The organism is Exiguobacterium sp. 9-2, assembly GCF_036287235.1.
In the GTDB taxonomy this organism is placed as follows: Bacteria; Bacillota; Bacilli; order Exiguobacteriales; family Exiguobacteriaceae; genus Exiguobacterium_A.
This window is the reverse complement of the sequence record NZ_CP142850.1, coordinates 932,634-950,562: the sequence shown is the minus strand read 5'-3', so window position 1 is coordinate 950,562 and position 17,929 is coordinate 932,634. Positions and strand designations below refer to the sequence as shown.

The following is a 17,929-nucleotide window of genomic DNA, read 5'->3' as shown; positions in this document are numbered from 1 at the left end:
CGTCACTCCTTCGTCAATTCAATGAATCGTTTAATCATCTGCTGCCCTTGAGGCGTTCCGACGGATTCCGGATGAAACTGGATGCCGAATGTCGGATGTGTCTTGTGCTCGAGCGCCATGATCGTCCGGTCCTCCGTTTCTGCCGTGATGACGAGTTCCGTCGGTAAGTCGTTTCGAGCGACGATCAGCGAATGATAGCGCATGACCTCTAACATTTCTGTCATTTCGTCGAAGAGTTGTCCCGATTGTCGAATCATTGATGTCTTCCCGTGCATGATGACCGGCGCTTCAACGATGCGTCCTCCGAATGCTTCGCCGATTGCCTGATGTCCGAGGCAGACACCGAGAATCGGTACTTGCCCCGATAATTGACTAATCAGATCGATGCAGATGCCAGCGTCAGCCGGGCGACCGGGACCGGGTGAGAGGATGATACCGTCCGGTTTCATCTCGCGGAGCTCTTCGATGCTAACCGCATCGTTTCGAATGACGTGGACGGCCGTATAAACCGATGCGTATTGATATAGGTTATAGGTAAAGGAATCATAGTTATCAATCAGGACAATCATTTCCAAACCTCCAGTAGTGATTTCGCTTTGTGTAACGTCTCCTGGTACTCAAGGCGTGGAATCGAGTCGTAGACGATACCAGCCCCTGCTTGAACAGAAGCGACACCATCCTTGATGACCATCGTCCGGATAGCGAGAGCAAAATCCATATTCCCCCGAATGTCGAAATAGCCAACAGCTCCAGCGTATACTTCTCGTTTGACCTGTTCGTACTGGTCAATCAACTGCATCGCTCGAATTTTCGGAGCTCCTGTGACCGTCCCAGCCGGTAGACAAGAGACAAGTGCGTCTGCTCCAGTCTTCCCGTCTGCTAACGTCCCTTCAACGACGGAGACGAGGTGCATGACGTTCTTGAATCGTTCGATTTGCATGAAGCGTGTCACTTCGACGGTACCAATCTGACAAATCCGTCCTAAGTCGTTGCGTCCAAGATCGACGAGCATCCGGTGCTCGGCCCGTTCCTTCTCATCGTGAAGCAACTCTTCTGCTAGCCGTTCATCTTCCTCTGTCGTCTTCCCCCGGCGACGTGTGCCGGCAATCGGATTCGTCGTCACTCGATTCCCTTTGACTTGGACCAAACTTTCCGGGGAGGCCCCAAGTACGATTGCTTCGCCTAAGTCGATATAAAAGAGATAGGGACTCGGATTATCCTTACGGAGTTTTCGGTAAAATTGGAACGGGTCACCCGTAAACGTCGCATCGAGTCGTTGCGAAAGAACCAGTTGGAAGACGTCGCCTTGCCGAATATGTCTCTTCGCTTGTTCGACGAGTCCTTCAAACGTCTCTTGATCCATCAACGGTTCATAAACGACATCCCGGAGTGGACGCTCGATGTCTGTTCGCTCTCGCGATTGTTCGAGTTGCGCTTTCCGATCTACTAGACGTTGACGTAATTCATCACGATCGGTGATGCCACCAAGTGACGTTTGAATTAAATGAACACGATGTTCGAGATGATCAAACAGGATGATTTGGTCGTAGACGGCGAGTAGCGCGTCCGGTAGTTGGCGCGTTCGTTCCGGAATCGCTCCGAGTGTCTCATACGCCCGCATCATATCGTAACCGACATATCCGATCCCGCCTGCTAAAAACGGAAGATCTTCTTCTACGCCCTCCCGGAGGATCAAATGTTGCATCAGTCGTACTGGATCACCTGTTTCTTGTGTCAATCGACCTGTCTTCAACTGTTCCCGTGTCACGGTTCGTCCTTCTGCGCGGATCATTTCCACCGGATCGACACCGATGATCGAATACCGTCCATGATCCGTATGGGCGGAGCTTTCAAGTAAACATTTCTGTGTTCCACTCAGTTGTTGGAAAATCATGATCGGCGTCATCTCGTCGCCGTTTAGTTCAAGTTGTTCAATGATAAGTGTGTCTGTCTGAACCATCTCTGTTCGCCTCCTGGAATAAAAAAAGTCCTCCACACAGCATATGCTGCATGGAGGACGATTATCTCGCGGTGCCACCTCTCGATTGGAACGGTTCGACCGTTCCCACTCTGTCTGATGCGTCTAAATAAGAGACATCATAGCCTACGATAACGGGGGCATCCGTCGTGACCTACTTCTTCGTTCAGCCACGCTCTCATGAGACCATTCACGAAACCTCGCCGTACGGAAGTCGCACCATTCTTCCGCTCTCTGAAACGCCGATGTTGCCTCGCTACTTAACTCACTCTACGATTTATTCGATTCAATTGTATACGAAAAGGGTCTTCTCGCCCATTCATGTAGAACATGAAGGACGGGAAGACCCGCGGTACCACCTTCGTTGACGATGCTGACATCGTCCCCTTTGAAACGAACCGGACCATTGTCCTGATTCGTCGACCCCAATAACGGGAGGAACCCGTCAGAGCCTACTACCCACTTAAAGGATTCGGTCTGAAGCTCGGAAGGCCATTCGCTTGTTACCCGATACTGATTCACACCACCCATCAGCTCTCTTAAATCGTTTCACAAGTTACTTCTCTTCGTCTTTGCTATCGTGTGTTGAATTGTTTCTTATACTACGATGCTTCTACTTCCCTGTCAACTGGAAAATCTCAGTATAAGGAAAGTTGGTTTGGATCGATGGATTCGAGCGCTTGTTTGACAGTTTGTAGGAACTGTCCGGCGACGAGTCCGTCGAGCACCCGGTGATCGATCGACATACAGAGGTTGACCATGTCGCGTGCTGCGAACATGCCGTTCACCCAAACTGGACGTTTGACGATTGATTCAACGGATAGAATCGCCGCCTGCGGGAAGTTAAGGATCGGTGCTGATTGGATTGAACCGAATGAGCCCGTATTGTTGACCGTAAACGTCCCGCCCTGCATCTCTGCAGACGACAACGTGCCGGCTTGTGCCCGTTTCCCGAAGTCATCAATCGCGCGTGCGATCCCCTTGATGCTTAGTTCATCCGCATTCTTGACGACTGGTACGAACAGAGCGTCCTGCGTTGCAACAGCAAGTGATAGATTGATCGCTTTCTTTTGAATGATCTTATCTCCCGCCCATGTCGAGTTCATGATCGGATGTTTCTTCAATCCTTCGACCGTCGCCTTCATGAAGAATGGTAAGAACGTCAATTTGACCCCTTCTTGTTTGAAGAACGCATCTTTATGACGATTACGTGCTTCGACCAAGTTCGTGACATCGACTTCGATCATCAACCAGGCATGTGGCGCTTCGTGTTTCGCACGTACCATGTTCGAAGCGATTGCTTGACGCACACCGGCAGTCGGAATCTCGATGTCGCCCGTTTCCGTCGCTTGTGGTGCACTGACCGGACGTTTTGGTGCGGATGGTGCTTCTGTTGGAGGCGCTACCGGAGCCGTTTTCGCTTCCGGTTTTGGTTCAGTTGTTTGTGGTGTAGGAATAGCACCGGACTCAATCAGTTTCAACAAATCTTTCCGAGTAATCCGCCCGCCGGCTCCTGTACCCGTCACTTGTTCGAGATCGATGCCATGCTCACCCGATAGTTTCAAGACTGCTGGTGAATAGCGCTTTTTCATCGAAGTATCAGCCGTCGTTGTCTCTTCGACAGCCGGTACTTCTTGTTCAGTCGCAGCAACTTCCGTTGATCCCCCGTTGACTTGCATCGTGACGATTGCGTCACCGACTTGCAACGTATCGCCTTCTTCTGCAAGAAGTTTTTCGATCACACCATCAAACGAAGATGGGACTTCTGCCGTTACTTTATCAGTAATGACTTCTGCAATCGGATCATATTTTTTGACAGTGTCACCTGGTTTGACCAGCCACATCGAAATCGTTCCTTCAGTAACGCTTTCCCCGAGTTGTGGCATCGTAAGTGTTTCAGTCTTCATCGGTCAGTTCCCCCTTAGTATGCGTGTAACGTCCGGATTTTATCTTCAATTTTCTCACTTGAGATGTTGAAGAACTTCTCCATCGTCGGAGCGTATGGCATCGCTGGTACGTCTGGACCACAGAGTCGTTCGATTGGTGCATCAAGATCGAACAAGGCTTCTTCTGCAATGATCGCCGATACTTCACTCATGACGCTACCTTCTTTATTGTCTTCCGTGACGAGCAAGACTTTCCCCGTCTTTTTCGCTGCTTCGACGACTGCTTCGCGGTCGATTGGATAAACAGTCCGCAAGTCAAGGATGTGAACATCGATTCCGTCTTTTTCAAGACGTGTTGCCGCCTCGAGTGCCATATGGACACACAGTCCGTAGGTAATAATCGTCACGTCTTCGCCCTCACGCTTGACGTCTGCTTTACCGATTTCAACCGTATAATCGCCTTCAGGGACATCTCCCTTCAATAGACGATAGCCCCGTTTATGCTCGAAGAACAAGACCGGGTCATTCGAACGAATGGCTGCCTTTAGCAATCCTTTCGCATCGTATGGATTAGACGGGATGACGATCTTCAGACCTGGCGTCGAGTTGAACATCGCCTCGACCGATTGAGAATGATAGAGCGCCCCGTGAATACCACCACCGAACGGTGCGCGGATAACGATCGGACACGTCCAGTCATTGTTCGAACGGTATCGAATCTTTGCTGCTTCACTGACGATTTGGTTGACCGCTGGCATGATGAAATCAGCGAATTGCATTTCAGCAATTGGACGCATACCGTACATCGCAGCTCCGATTCCGACACCAGCAATCGCACTCTCAGCGAGCGGTGCATCGATGACACGTTCTTCTCCGAATTGTTCAAGCAACCCTTGTGTCGCCCGGAAAACACCACCACGGACACCGACATCTTCGCCGAGGATGAAGACGGACTCGTCGCGCTCCATCTCTTCTTTGATTGCACTATTGATCGCTTCGATTAAACTTAACGTCGTCATTTCGTTTCCTCCTCGTCGTACACGTAACGTAATGCATTTTCTGGCGCATCGTAAGCCGCTGCTTCAGCATACGCCGTTGCTTCATCGACTTCTTTCTCCATCGCTTGTTCGATTTCAGTCGCTGTTTCTTCAGTCAAGACACCCATTTCAATCAGACGCGCACGGAAGAGTTTGATTCCGTCACGTGCTTTTAAGGCATCGAGTTCTTCAGCAGAACGGTATGATTTATCGTCATCATCGGATGAGTGTGGCACGAGACGTTCGACTTCAACTTCGATTAAGGTTGGACCTTCTCCCCGTAATCCACGTTCGCGTGCTTCTTTGACGACTTTGAAGACAGCAAGTGGATCAATACCGTCCACTGTATATCCTGGCATACCATAGCCAATCGCCCGGTCAGCAACGTGTTTAGCTGACAGCTGTTTCGAAAGTGGTGTCGAAATCGCGTATTTATTATTTTCACAGAACAAGATGACAGGAAGCTTATGAATTCCGGCAAAGTTTGCTCCTTCATGGAAATCACCTTGGTTTGAAGAACCTTCACCGAACGAGACGTAAGCAACGAGTGGCTCCTTACGCATCTTCGCAGCCAGTGCAATTCCAACAGCATGTGGTACTTGCGTCGTAACCGGACTTGAACCTGTCACGATGTTCAAGGCACGTGAACCGTAGTGTCCTGGCATTTGGCGACCACCTGAGTTCGGATCTTCTGCTTTGGCGAATGCCGATAGCATGATATCGCGTGACGTTTGACCGAAGTGCAAGACGACACCTAAATCACGGTAATACGGCAAAATGTAATCTGTTCCTTTTTCGAGTGCGAACGCTGCACCGACTTGAGCCGCTTCTTGTCCTTGACACGAGACGAGGAAGGGAATTTTACCTGCTCGGTTCAACTTCCACATCCGTTCATCGATTTTCCGCGCACGGACCATCGTTTCGAACATGTGAATCGCGTCTTGTTCCGTTAATCCGAGTTCTACCAATTCTTTGAATTCTATCTTTTCCATCCGTAATTCCTCCTTAGGCGTGAACCGCAAGTCCGTCGACTGCAAGTGCTGCTTCTCCAAATGCTTCTGATAAGGCCGGGTGCGGATGCACGAGCTGTCCAACTTCCCATGCCGTTGCATTGAGTACGAGCGCTAACCCACCTTCACTAATCAGTTCCGTTGCTTTTGGTCCGACGATGTGAACGCCGACGAGATCATCTGTCTTCGCATCCGAGACGAGCTTGATGAAGCCTGCTGCTTCTCCTTCAATCCGCGCTTTTCCTAACCCATTGAACGAGAAGCTCCCGACCTTAACGTCCATTCCGGCACGTTTCGCTTCGTCTTCCGTTAAACCGACCGATGCCGCTTCCGGTACGCTGTAGATACAACGTGGTACGAACGCATATTCAAGTGGTGTCGTCGTTCCGTTTACGATCGCCTCGACTGCTTTGACGCCTTCTGCTGACGCGACGTGCGCGAGTTGCAAGCGACCGATGACATCGCCGATTGCATAGATATGTTGATCCTTCGTCCGGAAATAGTCATCCACTTGGATGAAGCCATTTTCGACGACGATATTTGTGTTTTCGATTCCGATACCTTCGACATTCGCCATCCGACCGATGGCGACGAGCAACTTATCCGCTTCAAGCGTCGTCTGTTCTCCGTTACGGTCGATCGCGATCGATACGCCGTCTTCAGACATACGGAACGTATCACTTTGTGCAGCTGCGCCCGTATGAATCTTGACGCCCCGCTTTTTTAGTTGGCGGGCGACTTCACGACTGACTGCCGCATCTTCTGTCGGTAAAATCCGGTCGCTGAATTCAACGACCGTTACTGCGACGTCAAAATCCGTCAACATCGATGCCCATTCGACACCGATGACGCCGCCGCCGATGATGACGATTGATTTTGGCAAATCTGCCATATCGAGCGCATCATCCGAACTGAGGACATACTCTGAATCAAAAGCAAGACCGTTCAGTGGACGTGGACGTGATCCTGTCGCAACGATCAATTGGCGTGGAAGAATCAACTCGCCTTCGCCTTCTTCCGGCTCGACACTGATTGTTCCGGGCATCGGTGAAAAGATACTTGGTCCAAGAATCGAACCCCGACCATGAAAGACTTCAATCTTTCCTTTTTTCATCAGGTGCTGAATGCCTGCCTCTAATCCATCTACGATCTCTTGTTTGCGTTGTTTGACCTGTTCGAATCGTAAAAACGATTCCGGTACGTCCACGCCATATGTAGTAGCGTGTTTGACCGTCTGATAGACTGCTGCTGATTTCAAAAAGGCTTTAGAGGGGATGCAGCCACGATGTAAGCATGTCCCGCCTAATTTTCCTTGTTCTACGATTGCTACCGACTTCCCGGCTTGTGCTGCACGGATCGCGGCGACATATCCACCGGGTCCTCCACCTAGGACAACGACGTCGAATTCTCTAGCCATGTTGGTTCGCCTCCATATTCCTTAACTTCCTCTTCCCCACGTAAGACACGCAACACTCCTTCTGCGAGCGCCTGCAACTCATCTTCACCAGGACTACGCACGACTTGACCAAGGTGGGCGACGCGTTCTTCGATCATACGCGTCAACCGATCACTATAAGCAAGTCCGCCTGTTAGAATGATCGCGTCGATCTGACCGAACAAGACAGCACTTTGACCAGCGATTTCTTTCGCGATCCGGTACGCCATCGCTTCATATAACAATGCCGCTTTTTCATCGCCTTCTTCAATCCGGCGCTCGATCTCAACCGCGTCAAACGTACCTAAGTGCGCAACAAGTCCGCCTGACCCAACGACCAGACGCTTCATCTCTTCAAGTTTATACTTGGTACTATAACATAGTTCTACTAGTTGACCAACAGGTAGCGATCCGCTTCGTTCTGGCGAAAACGGTCCTTCTCCATCGAGTCCATTGTTGACATCGATAACACGCCCTTCATGGTGTACGCCGACTGTAATGCCGCCACCCATGTGTGCAATGATCAGGCGCAGTTCCTCGTATGGACGTCCGATTTCCTTCGCGTACCGTTTCGCAACAGCTTTCTGATTCAAGGCATGGAAAATACTTTTTCGTTCAAGTTCAGGTAAGCCTGTAATACGCGCAATCGGTTCTAGTTCGTCAACGACGACCGGATCAACGATGAATGATGGGATGTCGAGTGTCCGAGCAATCTCATCCGCAAGGAGTCCACCGAGGTTCGATGCATGAACGCCAAAAATACCGCTGAGTAAGTCTTCTCGCATTTCTCTGTTGACCGCATACGTACCGCTGACAAGCGGTCGGAGTAACCCACCACGACCAACGACTGCAGTAAGCGCTTTCAAATCAATCTGTTCTTCAGCTAACACTTCGAGTACTACATGACGACGCATCTCCAGCTGCGCTGGAAGCGGTCCTCTGACCGCTTCCGCTGGATGGCGTAACGTCTTCATGAACACCGGGTTTGGTCCTTCGAAGATACCGATCTTCGTCGAAGTCGAACCGGGATTGATCGTCAAAATACGTTCGCTCATGGATATCCTCCTCTGATCAGCCGCGTGATCCTAGAATGTTTTTATCACGACGTAAGAATTGGCTGCGGGCACTACGCATCGTTGCGATACGCTCTTCTGCCATTTTCTCCGCAGCACGATATGTCGGTAAATGATCGCGTTTTGCGATCTCGAATACTTTTGTGACCGCGTCGTAGACGAGTTCAACTTTTTTCATAGCACGATCACGGTTGTATCCGTCGAGTTCATCGGCAACGTTGATGACACCACCCGCATTGATGACGAAGTCTGGTACGTATAAGATATCGCGTTCTTCGAGCATGTCACCGTGACGGTCTTCTTTAAGTTGGTTATTTGCCGCACCAGCGATGATTTTGACTTTCAATTGTGGAATCGTCTCGTCGTTTAATGTCGCACCGAGGGCACATGGCGCAAAGATGTCCGCTTCGACGCTATAAATGTCTTCTGGTGCGACGATCAAGGCACCGAATGCTTCTTCAGCACGTTGAAGTGCTTCTTGGTTGATGTCCGTGACGATCAGTTTCGCCCCTTCTTCATGCAAATGACGGCATAGATTGAAGGCAACGTTACCGACACCTTGGATCGCAATCGTTTTTCCACCAAGTGAATCTGTTCCGTACACTTCTTTTGCCGCTGCTTTCATACCACGGTAGACACCGTATGCCGTAACTGGTGATGGGTTACCACTTGATCCGAATGCTGGGCTGACACCAGTGACGAAGTCCGTCTCCATATGGATGTAATCCATGTCTGCAACCGTCGTATTGACATCTTCTGCTGTAATATAACGACCGTTCAGTGACTGGACGTAACGTCCGAATGCCCGGAAGAGTGCTTCTGATTTTTGTGTCTTCGCATCGCCGATGATGACTGCTTTGCCACCACCAAGGTTCAAACCAGCGGCTGCATTCTTATACGTCATCCCTTTTGATAAACGGAGCGCATCAATCAATGCCTCTTCATCAGATGCATAATTCCACATACGAAGTCCACCGAGTGCCGGTCCGAGTGTCGTGTCATGAATCGCGATGATTGCTTTTAATCCAGATACTTTATCGTGGCAAAAAACAACTTGTTCGTAATCTTCCATCTCCATTGTTTCAAAGATACTGAAGCGTGATTCTACATTTGTTTCGACCATTTTAAGTTCCTCCTCAGATTGTTTGTTTTACTTTTTTCGTCTGTTGAGCATTTAATAGCGCAAAGGCTAGTGAGTACATTTTTGCTTCTGCTGTATCGGCGCGGCTTGTCAATACAACTGGAGCCCGCGCTCCGACGAGAATCGCCGCCACTGAGGCATGTGCGAAATACATGAGCGATTTGTAGATAACGTTCCCAACTTCGATTTGCGGAACGACGAGTAAATCCGCCTGCCCTGCTACGTCTCCCGCCAAGCCTTTTTGCTGGGCAGCGACGAGATTCACGGCATTGTCGAGCGCAAGTGGTCCGTCTACAAGGCAATCCTTGATTTGACCACGTCGGTTCATTTGCGTCAGTAGGGCAGCGTCTATCGTTGCCTGCATCGTCGGATTGACGACTTCGACGGCTGCTAAGACTGCGACTTTCGGTAATCCGTATCCAAGCGCTCGTAAGGCGGAGACACCGTTTTCGATAATTTTTACCTTATCTTCGAGTGTCGGTTGGATATGAATCGCTGCATCGGTCAATCCGATCGCTGATTCACGCCCTGGCACTTCGAACAACGCGACATGCGACAGGACATTTCCAGAACGCAGACCCGTTTCTTTGTTCAAGACAGCTTTCATGAACATCGCTGTCGGAACAAGACCTTTCATCAAGACACTCGCATCCCCTTTGCGAACGGCATGAGCGGCACGCTCTGCCGCTTCTTGCGATGTAGAGGTGTGGGTGATCACGAACTGCGACTCTCGTAATGTCCGTTTTTGAATCATCTGCTGAATCCGTGTCGCATCCCCGAACAAATGAAAACGCGCTAAATCGTTTTCAATTGCTAATGCGACAGCATCCATCACTTCTTCGTCATCCGCAGCTGCAATCGCAACGACGGAATCTTCGAGTCGAGCTGCCTGCTCGACCATTTCACTGAATCTCACTGTATTCCCCCCTTTACCTGTCATACATAAATAGTAATAGCAATTTTCGTGCCAATTCAAAAGAGACGGTAGGATAAGCAAGAACGTCTTTAATTTTGCACGCTTTTGCATTTTTTGCAATATATTGCACGCAAAAATTTGCGCTTCATGAATAAATGTTAAATCGTTCCACTTTGTAATAAAGTGCCCGGAGAGAAATCCCAAGTTGTTTTGCGGCTTCTGTTTTGTTGCCATTAAAAGCAGTAAGCGCTTCCCGGATCAATCGTTCTTCGACGTGAGACATCTCGTCGGATAAATGTTTGATTTCCTTTTTCTGTCTCGTCGTGACTTTTGTTGTTTGTGGCACGACAAGTTGAAGATGTCCTTTTCGTAAGACCGTTTCTGTTTTATCCGTAAAAATCAATGCGCGACCGATGACATTTTCAAGCTCGCGGACGTTTCCTTTCCACGGTTGCTTCTTCATTGCTTCGAGTACATCATCCGAGATCCGTCCGACCGATCGTCCATAACTTTGATTCAATTTGCGGAGTAGGTGTAAGGTTAACGGTGCGATATCATCCGGACGCTCACGTAGTGCCGGTATGTGAATCGGTAAACGATTAATCCGGTAATAAAGATCTTCTCGGAACTCATTCATGATGATTTTTTGTTCGAGATTGGCATTCGTCGCCGCGATGATGCGGACATCAACCGGAATCGCCTTCGTGCCACCGACACGGACGACTTCATTTTCCTGTAACACCCGTAACAGTTTGGCTTGGACGTCGAGTGGCAATTCGCCGATCTCATCTAAGAATAGCGAACCTCCGTGTGCTTCTTCGAAATATCCCCGTTTCCCGCCGCGCCGCGCTCCTGAGAACGCGCCTTCCTCGTACCCGAATAGTTCACTTTCGAGTAACGTCGGTGCAATCGCCGCACAGTTGACGCGGACGAATTGTTCATATTTGCGTTCGCTCGCTGCATGGATCGCATGTGCGAACAGTTCTTTACCGGTTCCGGATTCACCGCGAATCAAGACGTTGACTGGCATCGTTGCCGCAAGCTTCGCTTGATCGACGACGAAGCGCATTGCTTCACTCTCGGCGATGATATCATCGAATGTATATTTAGCTTCGAGTGTCCGGATTTTTTGTCGCGCTGCCTTTAATTCTTTTGCTAGAGCCTTCATTTCCGAAATATCTCGAATGACCCCAACGGAACCGCGGACTTGTCCATCGACGATGACAGGTGCTGCGTTGACGATGATATCGCGTTGATCTTGTCCGATCTTCATACGAACATCTCGCACGTTCTCGCCTGTATTCAAGACTTTCAAATGAACGGATTCTTGCATCCCGATATCGGCGCTAGCCGGTTTTCCGACGACATCTCGTTCTGTGAAACCGGTCATTCGCGTATACGCCGGATTAATCAGCATCGTCTGTCCGTCTTGATCGGCGACGGAAATCGCTTCGCTCGTACAATGAATGATTGCTTCGAGCATTTTCTCTTTTTCAGTCAGACGTTCAAGTAACACTCTGACGAATTCACCCGGTAAGACCGCCGCTCCCGGAAAATCATGGATTAATTGTTCGAGTACGCCACTTTCTCCCGTAGCGTCAATGATGAAATCGACGTCTGCTCCTTCGAATGCTGACCAGTTCGTTTCGATCCGAATGTCCGCGCGCCGTGCAAGCGCTACCCCAGGCGCCTCCATGTTTGGATCAACAAGACCGATGACCGTTAATAGTGGTGAACGTTGAAATGCGTGCAAGACCTCTGTTCCCCCTTGACCTGCTCCGACGACGAGTAGATGATGCATATAAATTCCCCCTTTGAAACTGCTTACATTTCTATCCTACTCGGAATAAAAAAGGGAAGCAAACCCGATTCGCAGAACGATCGATTTTTTGATACAATACGCTTGGAAAGGAGTGGCGTCCTATGCGTATCATTGGTTTGCTCTCATTATTAATCCCCGGCATCATCGGCGCGATTGGTATTAAGCTCATGCGCGACAGTGTCTTTCTAATTGCGCAAGTGCCGTTTAAATACTTAGGCGATGCGGCTTACGTATATGTATTGCAAGGTCTCGTTGGGTTGATTCTTGCGATGGGTGGTATTGGATTTGTCGCAGGATATGTCTTTTATCGCGATCGAAAACGTGGAAAAGTCTCCGACCGCTATCAAAAAAAATAAACACAGAAAAAGGTCCCCATCTCTTGAACTCATTTCAAGCGCGGGACCTTTTACTCGTATAAAATTGGTTTCACTTACGGATGAACTCCTCTCATAGTTAGAACTATTCGTGTACTCCAAAACCTTAGGTGTTCCTCTTAATGAAGAGGTGGAAAGAAATCAGATCTGGCTATCGAGCTAACGATAGAATGGTATTTCAGTTCCATCATCTGACTGTACTCGGGACCTAGGTGGAGCGTAATGTCATCCGCTTGAAGCAGTCAAACATTCGGTTGCTAACAATCACTGCTAGACAACACTCCTTTTCACGAACTGTACTTTTCATTTTAGACGATCCGTTACCTTCCACTTTTCCCTAGCTTCGAAATCATGGAAGCTCCCATTCATTCGAGATTTCCCATCTAGAATGAACAAGATACCTTGGTACGACTTCTACCAAGAGAATGTCGTCCGGCATTCTTGAGCCATTTACAGTTGGCGTTCTGAGATGATATTCATCAACGGGATTTCCGGAGTCCTCGCCGACTCGACGTTCATCTGACGTCTTGCCAAATCATTTGGTACCTTTATTATAACAAACATTTCAGTTTATGCAATATTTATTTGCAAACGCTTTTATTTTTTTTGACCTCTACCGTATGCTGTAGAAAGAGTGCATTCGAAAGGAGATCTTGTATGCGAAAAGTCATCGTATTCGAACATCTATCTTTAGATGGTGTCGTTCAAGCACCGAGTGGAAAGGAGGAGGATGTAAACAACGATTTCGAACATGGTGGCTGGACCGTTCCTTTTCAACATCCTGAGATCGGTCAAGTCATTCGCGGATGGATGCATGAGGACTGCTCTCTGTTGCTCGGTCGAGCGACTTACGAACAATGGGCAAGTTATTGGCCACTCCACTCAGATGTCTGGCCGATTGCCGATCATGCCATGAAGTATGTCGCTACGCGTCATGCACTACCTGTCCTTTGGCAGCCGACAACTTGTTTGAAGCATCCGACTTCTGAACTAAAGCTTTTGAAACAACAGGATGGCCCACCGTTTCATATCTGGGGCAGTAGTGAACTCGTTCATACACTTTATCAAGCGGATTTGATCGATGAGCTTCGCTTGATCCATTATCCTGTCATCATCGGTTCCGGTAAGCGTCTCTTTCCCGATCAAAGAATGGTTCCCCTCACTTGGAACGTCATGGAACAACACACGTTTGATAACGGAGTGTCAATCATTCGCTATGAACGAAATAAGAATCAAATATAAACCGTTATCGTTTAGATTCTGCCTTTTACCAGAAAGAAAGAGGAAAGAAGCGTAGCGATTCGAGATGGACAAAAAAAGTGCAATCTTTCTCGTCAAGAGAAAAACTGCACTTTATCTTCAGTCTGGCGCCTTTTATGAATTAGATGGTATATGGCTTCAACCGGATTGTTCTTGATTCATATGACTCGATACATACGAGATGAATTCAGAGTTCTTTGGACTCTTCTCTTGTTCGATCCGACCGTTAAACAACTCGTGTTGCTGCATTCCTTCGTTCCAGGCGGACTTGATGGCATGACGCATCGCTCGTTCGACGCGAGAAGCTGTTGTTTGATGTTTTTTCGCAATCGTCGGATAGAGTTCCTTTGTGATCAATCCGAGTAGATCTTCCCGTTCAAGCACCATTAAGACAGCGTCTTTTAAATACGTAAACCCTTTGATATGCGGAGCGATCCCCACTTCTCGAAGCGTCGAGCCGACTTTTAGATCAATCGTTTCGATCGCCGGAGCTTGTCCTTGATTCGTCACGAGACGAATTTTTTGAACGAGCTGATCCATGCTGAACGGTTTAAGTAAGAAGTATGATGCTCCAAGGGTGACCGCCTGTTGTGAGACCTCGTCCTTACCGAAAGCACTCAACATGATGACAGCAGGATTCTTCTTTTTCTTCATCAATTCTTCGAGCACACCAAGCCCATCTAAATGAGGCATGATGATGTCGAGGAGCAATACATCCACCTCATGTTCTTTCATGCGTTCGAGACAACTCTCGCCATTGTAGGCGACGCAAACGACTTCCATGTCTTCTTGCGCAGAGATATGCTGGCGAATCAGTTCGACCATTTCGCGATTATCATCTGCTATCCCGACTTTAATCAATCCTTACACCCCATTTTTAAGCGATTCTTTCATCGTCTTCGCCTGATCCATCAATTCCTCGGCATGCCGTAATGTCAAATCCGTCATATGGGCACCGGAAATCATCCGTCCAAGTTCGTTCCCTCGATCTGCTTGAGACAAGACGTTGACTTGGGTCGTCGTACGATCCGTCTCCTCAATCTTTCGAATATAGAGATGTTGATCCGCCATCGAAGCGACTTGTGGTAAGTGCGTAATACAAAGCACTTGTCCGTCTACCGACAAACGATAGATTTTTTCTGCCATCGCTTGTGCAACACGACCCGAGACACCCGTATCGACTTCATCGAATATGATTGAGGCGACTCCGACCGAGCGCGAGAAGATCGACTTCAGTCCAAGCATGATACGAGATAATTCCCCGCCCGATGCAACTTTTCCGAGCGACTTGAATGGCTCTCCCGCATTCGTCATGATGAAGAATTCCACATGGTCGATCCCGTTCTTGCGTAGCATCGGTGTCTTTCCGTCTTGAAGAAAACGAATTTCAAACCGCGCCTTCTCCATGTAAAGCTCACGCAACTCCAAATGAATCGCTTCACTTAATTGAACTGCCGCTTTGCGACGCTGTTGTGAGAGTCGACCTCCAATTTCAAACAATTCGCTTTCGAGCTGTTCGACTTCGATTTTTAAGCGTTCAATTCGTTCATCTCGATTTGTCATCGTATCGAGTTCAATCCGAATTTTCTCACCGTAAGCAATGACTTCCTCAATCGTCGCCCCGTATTTTCGTTTCAGCTGTTGGAAGACGGACAAACGTTGTTCGATCTCATCGAGTCGATTGGAATCGAACTCAAGTGTTTCGAGTTGATCTCGAATGGCATAACCGACTTCTTCTAGTCCATAAAAGGCGCTTGCGATCGCGTCACTTTGCTGAGAAAACTGTTCGTCGATGCTTGATGCTTGTTGTAGTTCACGCATCGCGTCTCCAACGGAATCGATGCCGCGCATCTCATCGTGTAAGGCGTCATAGGCTGTCTTCAACGACGCATATAACTTCTCGAAGTTCGCAAGACGATTCCGCTCGACGAGTAACTCATCTTCCTCATGTGCTCGAAGTTTTGCGCCCTCGATCTCTTCGGTCTGAAACGATAACAAGTCGATCCGTTGGGCGAGTTCTTGCTCGCTTTGTGCGAGCGATTGTAGCGCCGTCCGTTTTTCTTCATACGTTTGATAACCGGACTGATAGGCTTGAAGGAGTGGCGCGATCGCCTCTTGCGCGAAGTCATCGAGAATCGCTTGATGGTACGTACTGTCCATTAAATGCTGATGTTCATGTTGCCCGTGCATATCGACGAGGACACGTCCGAACTCACGTAAAATCGTTAGTGTGACCAGCTTATTGTTGACGCGACAGACACTTTTTCCTGTCGCGAACAGATCACGTCGCAAGATGATCAATCCGTCTTCGATATCGATGCCATACTCTTCTGCAAGATCATAGACGAGATGGTCGTCTTCAATCAGAAACAATCCTTCTAGTTCCGCCCGATCTTCCCCGTATCGAACGAATTCCGCGGATCCACGTCCACCAATTAATAATCCGATCGCATCGAGAACGATCGATTTACCGGCACCTGTTTCCCCAGTCAAGACGGTCATTCCTTTTTTAAAGTCGATCTGTAGCTCGTCAATGATCGCAAATTGTTTGATCGATAATTCAGCTAGCATCCTGTCAACTCCTTACAGCATTTCTAAAATTCGTTCCGTCACTTCTTTCGCTTGTCCCTCACTTCGTGCAATCAATAGGATCGTATCGTCCCCACACACCGTTCCAAGCAGTTCGCTCCAGCTCAAATGGTCTAGTAAGACAGCGACTGCATTCGCATTTCCCGGCAGGACATGCATGACAATCAGATTTTGAGCAGAATCAATCGAGATGAAGCTATCTCCGAGCAGACGCCGCAATTTCCCGAGTGGGTTGAAGCGTTGGTCGGCGGGTAAGCTATATTTATAACGTCCATCATTCAACGGGACCTTCACGAGATGGAGTTCCTTGATATCTCGTGATACCGTTGCCTGTGTCACCTTATATCCTGCATTCCGTAATTCCTCTACCAATTCATCCTGGGTTTCTACTTCTGATTGGGTGATGATCTCCCGAATCTTAATCAACCGTTGCCCCTTTGTCATTCCTGCACCTCACAGTATTCTTCGATGTTACTATTGTAATCCAATAAATCATCAAAAGTCCACGTTTGCCATTTTATTATCCGGTTTTCATCGTGCCACACAACAAGGAAGACGGACCCATGAACCGGATCCGTCTTCGTTATCATCTGTTCGTTTAAAGACTAGCATGCGCTAGCTTGACCGTCTCCGCCGCATGAACGGACGGATCAAGCCCTGGTTGACCAAGGCGTGCATGCAACAAGAACTCAATGTTGCCCTCTCCACCGGTAATCGGAGAATAGTCGAGCTGCTTGACATAGAACCCTTGTTGAATGAAGAATTCGATCATCTCATCGAGAACTCGGACATGAATCCGCTCGTCACGCACGATGCCTTTTTTACCGATATCCTCACGACCTGCTTCGAATTGCGGTTTGACGAGCGCCATGACGTCTCCTCCTTCAACGAGGATCATCTTCAATGGCGGAAGCATCAAACGTAATGAAATGAACGAGACATCGATCGTCGCAAACTGCGGCGCGACAGGGAACATGTCTGGTGTCGCATGCCGGAAGTTCGTTTTTTCCATCACCGTCACGCGGTCATCCGAGCGCAGCTTCCAGTCCAGCTGATTGGAACCGACATCAAGTGCATACATATGTGCTGCCCCATTTTGTAAGGAGCAGTCGGTAAAACCACCTGTCGACGATCCGATATCGAGACCTGTTTTACCCGTGACATCAAAATCGAATACTTGAAGTGCCTTTTCCATCTTAAAGCCACCACGCCCCACATAAGGCATCAACTGACCTTTAACGTGCAAATCGATATCGGACTTGACCTTTTCACCGGCCTTCTCCAATCGTTCCGTGCCACTAAAGACGAGTCCAGCCATGATCGACCGTTTCGCTTTTTCACGCGTTTCAAACAAACCGCGCTCGACGAGAAGAACGTCGAGGCGGATTTTCTTTACATTTTCCATGAA

General features: G+C 48.7%; 16 protein-coding genes and 2 other annotated features. Of the genes, 2 read left to right on the top strand and 14 right to left on the bottom strand.

The window, feature by feature from the left end:
* Positions 1–2: 2 nt before the first annotated feature.
* From VJ374_RS04890 to VJ374_RS04845, 10 genes are all read right to left on the bottom strand, one after another.
* On the bottom strand, positions 3–569 hold the full coding sequence (locus tag VJ374_RS04890; RefSeq protein ID WP_329470354.1) for an anthranilate synthase component II: 567 nt from the start codon (positions 567–569) through the stop codon (positions 3–5).
* Positions 566–1,960: an anthranilate synthase component I gene (gene trpE, locus VJ374_RS04885; protein WP_329470353.1), complete on the bottom strand. Its 1,395-nt coding sequence runs from the start codon at positions 1,958–1,960 to the stop codon at positions 566–568. Before trpE ends, VJ374_RS04890 begins: the two co-directional genes overlap by 4 nt.
* A gap of 50 nt (positions 1,961–2,010) precedes the next feature.
* Positions 2,011–2,260, bottom strand: a binding site (T-box leader).
* 48 nt (positions 2,261–2,308) lie between these two features.
* Positions 2,309–2,560, bottom strand: a binding site (T-box leader).
* A 56-nt stretch (positions 2,561–2,616) separates the two neighbouring features.
* Entirely contained in the window at positions 2,617–3,885 is a 1,269-nt protein-coding gene (locus tag VJ374_RS04880) for a dihydrolipoamide acetyltransferase family protein (protein WP_035409065.1), read from the bottom strand.
* Positions 3,886–3,899: 14 nt separating this feature from the next.
* Entirely contained in the window at positions 3,900–4,883 is a 984-nt protein-coding gene (locus tag VJ374_RS04875; RefSeq protein WP_023467596.1) for an alpha-ketoacid dehydrogenase subunit beta, read from the bottom strand.
* Positions 4,880–5,893 (bottom strand): thiamine pyrophosphate-dependent dehydrogenase E1 component subunit alpha, encoded by a 1,014-nt coding sequence (locus VJ374_RS04870; RefSeq protein ID WP_056060235.1) that lies wholly within the window; start codon positions 5,891–5,893, stop codon positions 4,880–4,882. Before VJ374_RS04870 ends, VJ374_RS04875 begins: the two co-directional genes overlap by 4 nt.
* 13 nt (positions 5,894–5,906) lie before the next feature.
* Positions 5,907–7,328 (bottom strand): dihydrolipoyl dehydrogenase, encoded by a 1,422-nt coding sequence (gene lpdA, locus VJ374_RS04865; protein WP_290773337.1) that lies wholly within the window; start codon positions 7,326–7,328, stop codon positions 5,907–5,909.
* Positions 7,298–8,401, bottom strand: a complete 1,104-nt coding sequence (buk, locus tag VJ374_RS04860) for a butyrate kinase (protein WP_308101187.1) — start codon at positions 8,399–8,401, stop codon at positions 7,298–7,300. Before buk ends, lpdA begins: the two co-directional genes overlap by 31 nt.
* Before the next feature lie 16 nt (positions 8,402–8,417).
* Entirely contained in the window at positions 8,418–9,542 is a 1,125-nt protein-coding gene (locus VJ374_RS04855; protein WP_023467593.1) for a Leu/Phe/Val dehydrogenase, read from the bottom strand.
* Between the two features lie 13 nt (positions 9,543–9,555).
* Complete coding sequence (gene yqiS / locus VJ374_RS04850) at positions 9,556–10,476, bottom strand: phosphate butyryltransferase (RefSeq protein WP_329470350.1); 921 nt, start codon at positions 10,474–10,476, stop codon at positions 9,556–9,558.
* 145 nt (positions 10,477–10,621) lie between these two features.
* On the bottom strand, positions 10,622–12,277 hold the full coding sequence (locus VJ374_RS04845) for a sigma-54-dependent Fis family transcriptional regulator (protein WP_035409079.1): 1,656 nt from the start codon (positions 12,275–12,277) through the stop codon (positions 10,622–10,624).
* A 122-nt stretch (positions 12,278–12,399) separates the two neighbouring features.
* Here VJ374_RS04845 and VJ374_RS04840 point away from each other — a divergent pair, with 122 nt between their 5' ends.
* The gene (locus tag VJ374_RS04840) at positions 12,400–12,654 is read left to right on the top strand and encodes a DUF2627 family protein (RefSeq protein ID WP_023467590.1); all 255 of its coding nucleotides are present in this window, start codon (positions 12,400–12,402) and stop codon (positions 12,652–12,654) included.
* 675 nt (positions 12,655–13,329) lie between these two features.
* Positions 13,330–13,914, top strand: a complete 585-nt coding sequence (locus tag VJ374_RS04835) for a dihydrofolate reductase family protein (protein ID WP_329470349.1) — start codon at positions 13,330–13,332, stop codon at positions 13,912–13,914.
* A gap of 156 nt (positions 13,915–14,070) precedes the next feature.
* Here the strand turns inward: VJ374_RS04835 and spo0A are convergent, their stop codons facing one another.
* The 4 genes from spo0A to VJ374_RS04815 all read right to left on the bottom strand — a co-directional run bounded on the left by spo0A (position 14,071) and on the right by VJ374_RS04815 (position 17,926).
* A complete protein-coding gene (gene spo0A, locus VJ374_RS04830; RefSeq protein WP_035409083.1) occupies positions 14,071–14,793 on the bottom strand; it encodes a sporulation transcription factor Spo0A in 723 nt (240 codons plus the stop codon).
* A 3-nt stretch (positions 14,794–14,796) separates the two neighbouring features.
* Positions 14,797–16,503, bottom strand: coding sequence for a DNA repair protein RecN (recN, locus tag VJ374_RS04825; RefSeq protein ID WP_290748949.1), 1,707 nt, complete (start codon positions 16,501–16,503; stop codon positions 14,797–14,799).
* 12 nt (positions 16,504–16,515) lie between these two features.
* Positions 16,516–16,965 (bottom strand): transcriptional regulator AhrC/ArgR, encoded by a 450-nt coding sequence (gene ahrC, locus VJ374_RS04820; RefSeq protein ID WP_035409088.1) that lies wholly within the window; start codon positions 16,963–16,965, stop codon positions 16,516–16,518.
* Positions 16,966–17,119: 154 nt separating this feature from the next.
* The gene (locus VJ374_RS04815; RefSeq protein ID WP_214855083.1) at positions 17,120–17,926 is read right to left on the bottom strand and encodes a TlyA family RNA methyltransferase; all 807 of its coding nucleotides are present in this window, start codon (positions 17,924–17,926) and stop codon (positions 17,120–17,122) included.
* Between the last annotated feature and the right edge of the window lie 3 nt (positions 17,927–17,929).

What these genes read in the sequence shown, in the direction of transcription:
- VJ374_RS04815 (WP_214855083.1), bottom strand. Translation starts at nt 17,926, where the DNA reads ATGGAAAATGTAAAGAAAATCCGCCTCGACGTTCTTCTCGTCGAGCGC.
- VJ374_RS04835 (WP_329470349.1), top strand. Translation starts at nt 13,330, where the DNA reads ATGCGAAAAGTCATCGTATTCGAACATCTATCTTTAGATGGTGTCGTT.
- VJ374_RS04880 (WP_035409065.1), bottom strand. Translation starts at nt 3,885, where the DNA reads ATGAAGACTGAAACACTTACGATGCCACAACTCGGGGAAAGCGTTACT.
- trpE (WP_329470353.1), bottom strand. Translation starts at nt 1,960, where the DNA reads ATGGTTCAGACAGACACACTTATCATTGAACAACTTGAACTAAACGGC.
- VJ374_RS04870 (WP_056060235.1), bottom strand. Translation starts at nt 5,893, where the DNA reads ATGGAAAAGATAGAATTCAAAGAATTGGTAGAACTCGGATTAACGGAA.
- VJ374_RS04845 (WP_035409079.1), bottom strand. Translation starts at nt 12,277, where the DNA reads ATGCATCATCTACTCGTCGTCGGAGCAGGTCAAGGGGGAACAGAGGTC.
- VJ374_RS04890 (WP_329470354.1), bottom strand. Translation starts at nt 569, where the DNA reads ATGATTGTCCTGATTGATAACTATGATTCCTTTACCTATAACCTATAT.
- lpdA (WP_290773337.1), bottom strand. Translation starts at nt 7,328, where the DNA reads ATGGCTAGAGAATTCGACGTCGTTGTCCTAGGTGGAGGACCCGGTGGA.
- buk (WP_308101187.1), bottom strand. Translation starts at nt 8,401, where the DNA reads ATGAGCGAACGTATTTTGACGATCAATCCCGGTTCGACTTCGACGAAG.
- VJ374_RS04875 (WP_023467596.1), bottom strand. Translation starts at nt 4,883, where the DNA reads ATGACGACGTTAAGTTTAATCGAAGCGATCAATAGTGCAATCAAAGAA.
- VJ374_RS04855 (WP_023467593.1), bottom strand. Translation starts at nt 9,542, where the DNA reads ATGGTCGAAACAAATGTAGAATCACGCTTCAGTATCTTTGAAACAATG.
- VJ374_RS04840 (WP_023467590.1), top strand. Translation starts at nt 12,400, where the DNA reads ATGCGTATCATTGGTTTGCTCTCATTATTAATCCCCGGCATCATCGGC.
- ahrC (WP_035409088.1), bottom strand. Translation starts at nt 16,965, where the DNA reads ATGACAAAGGGGCAACGGTTGATTAAGATTCGGGAGATCATCACCCAA.
- recN (WP_290748949.1), bottom strand. Translation starts at nt 16,503, where the DNA reads ATGCTAGCTGAATTATCGATCAAACAATTTGCGATCATTGACGAGCTA.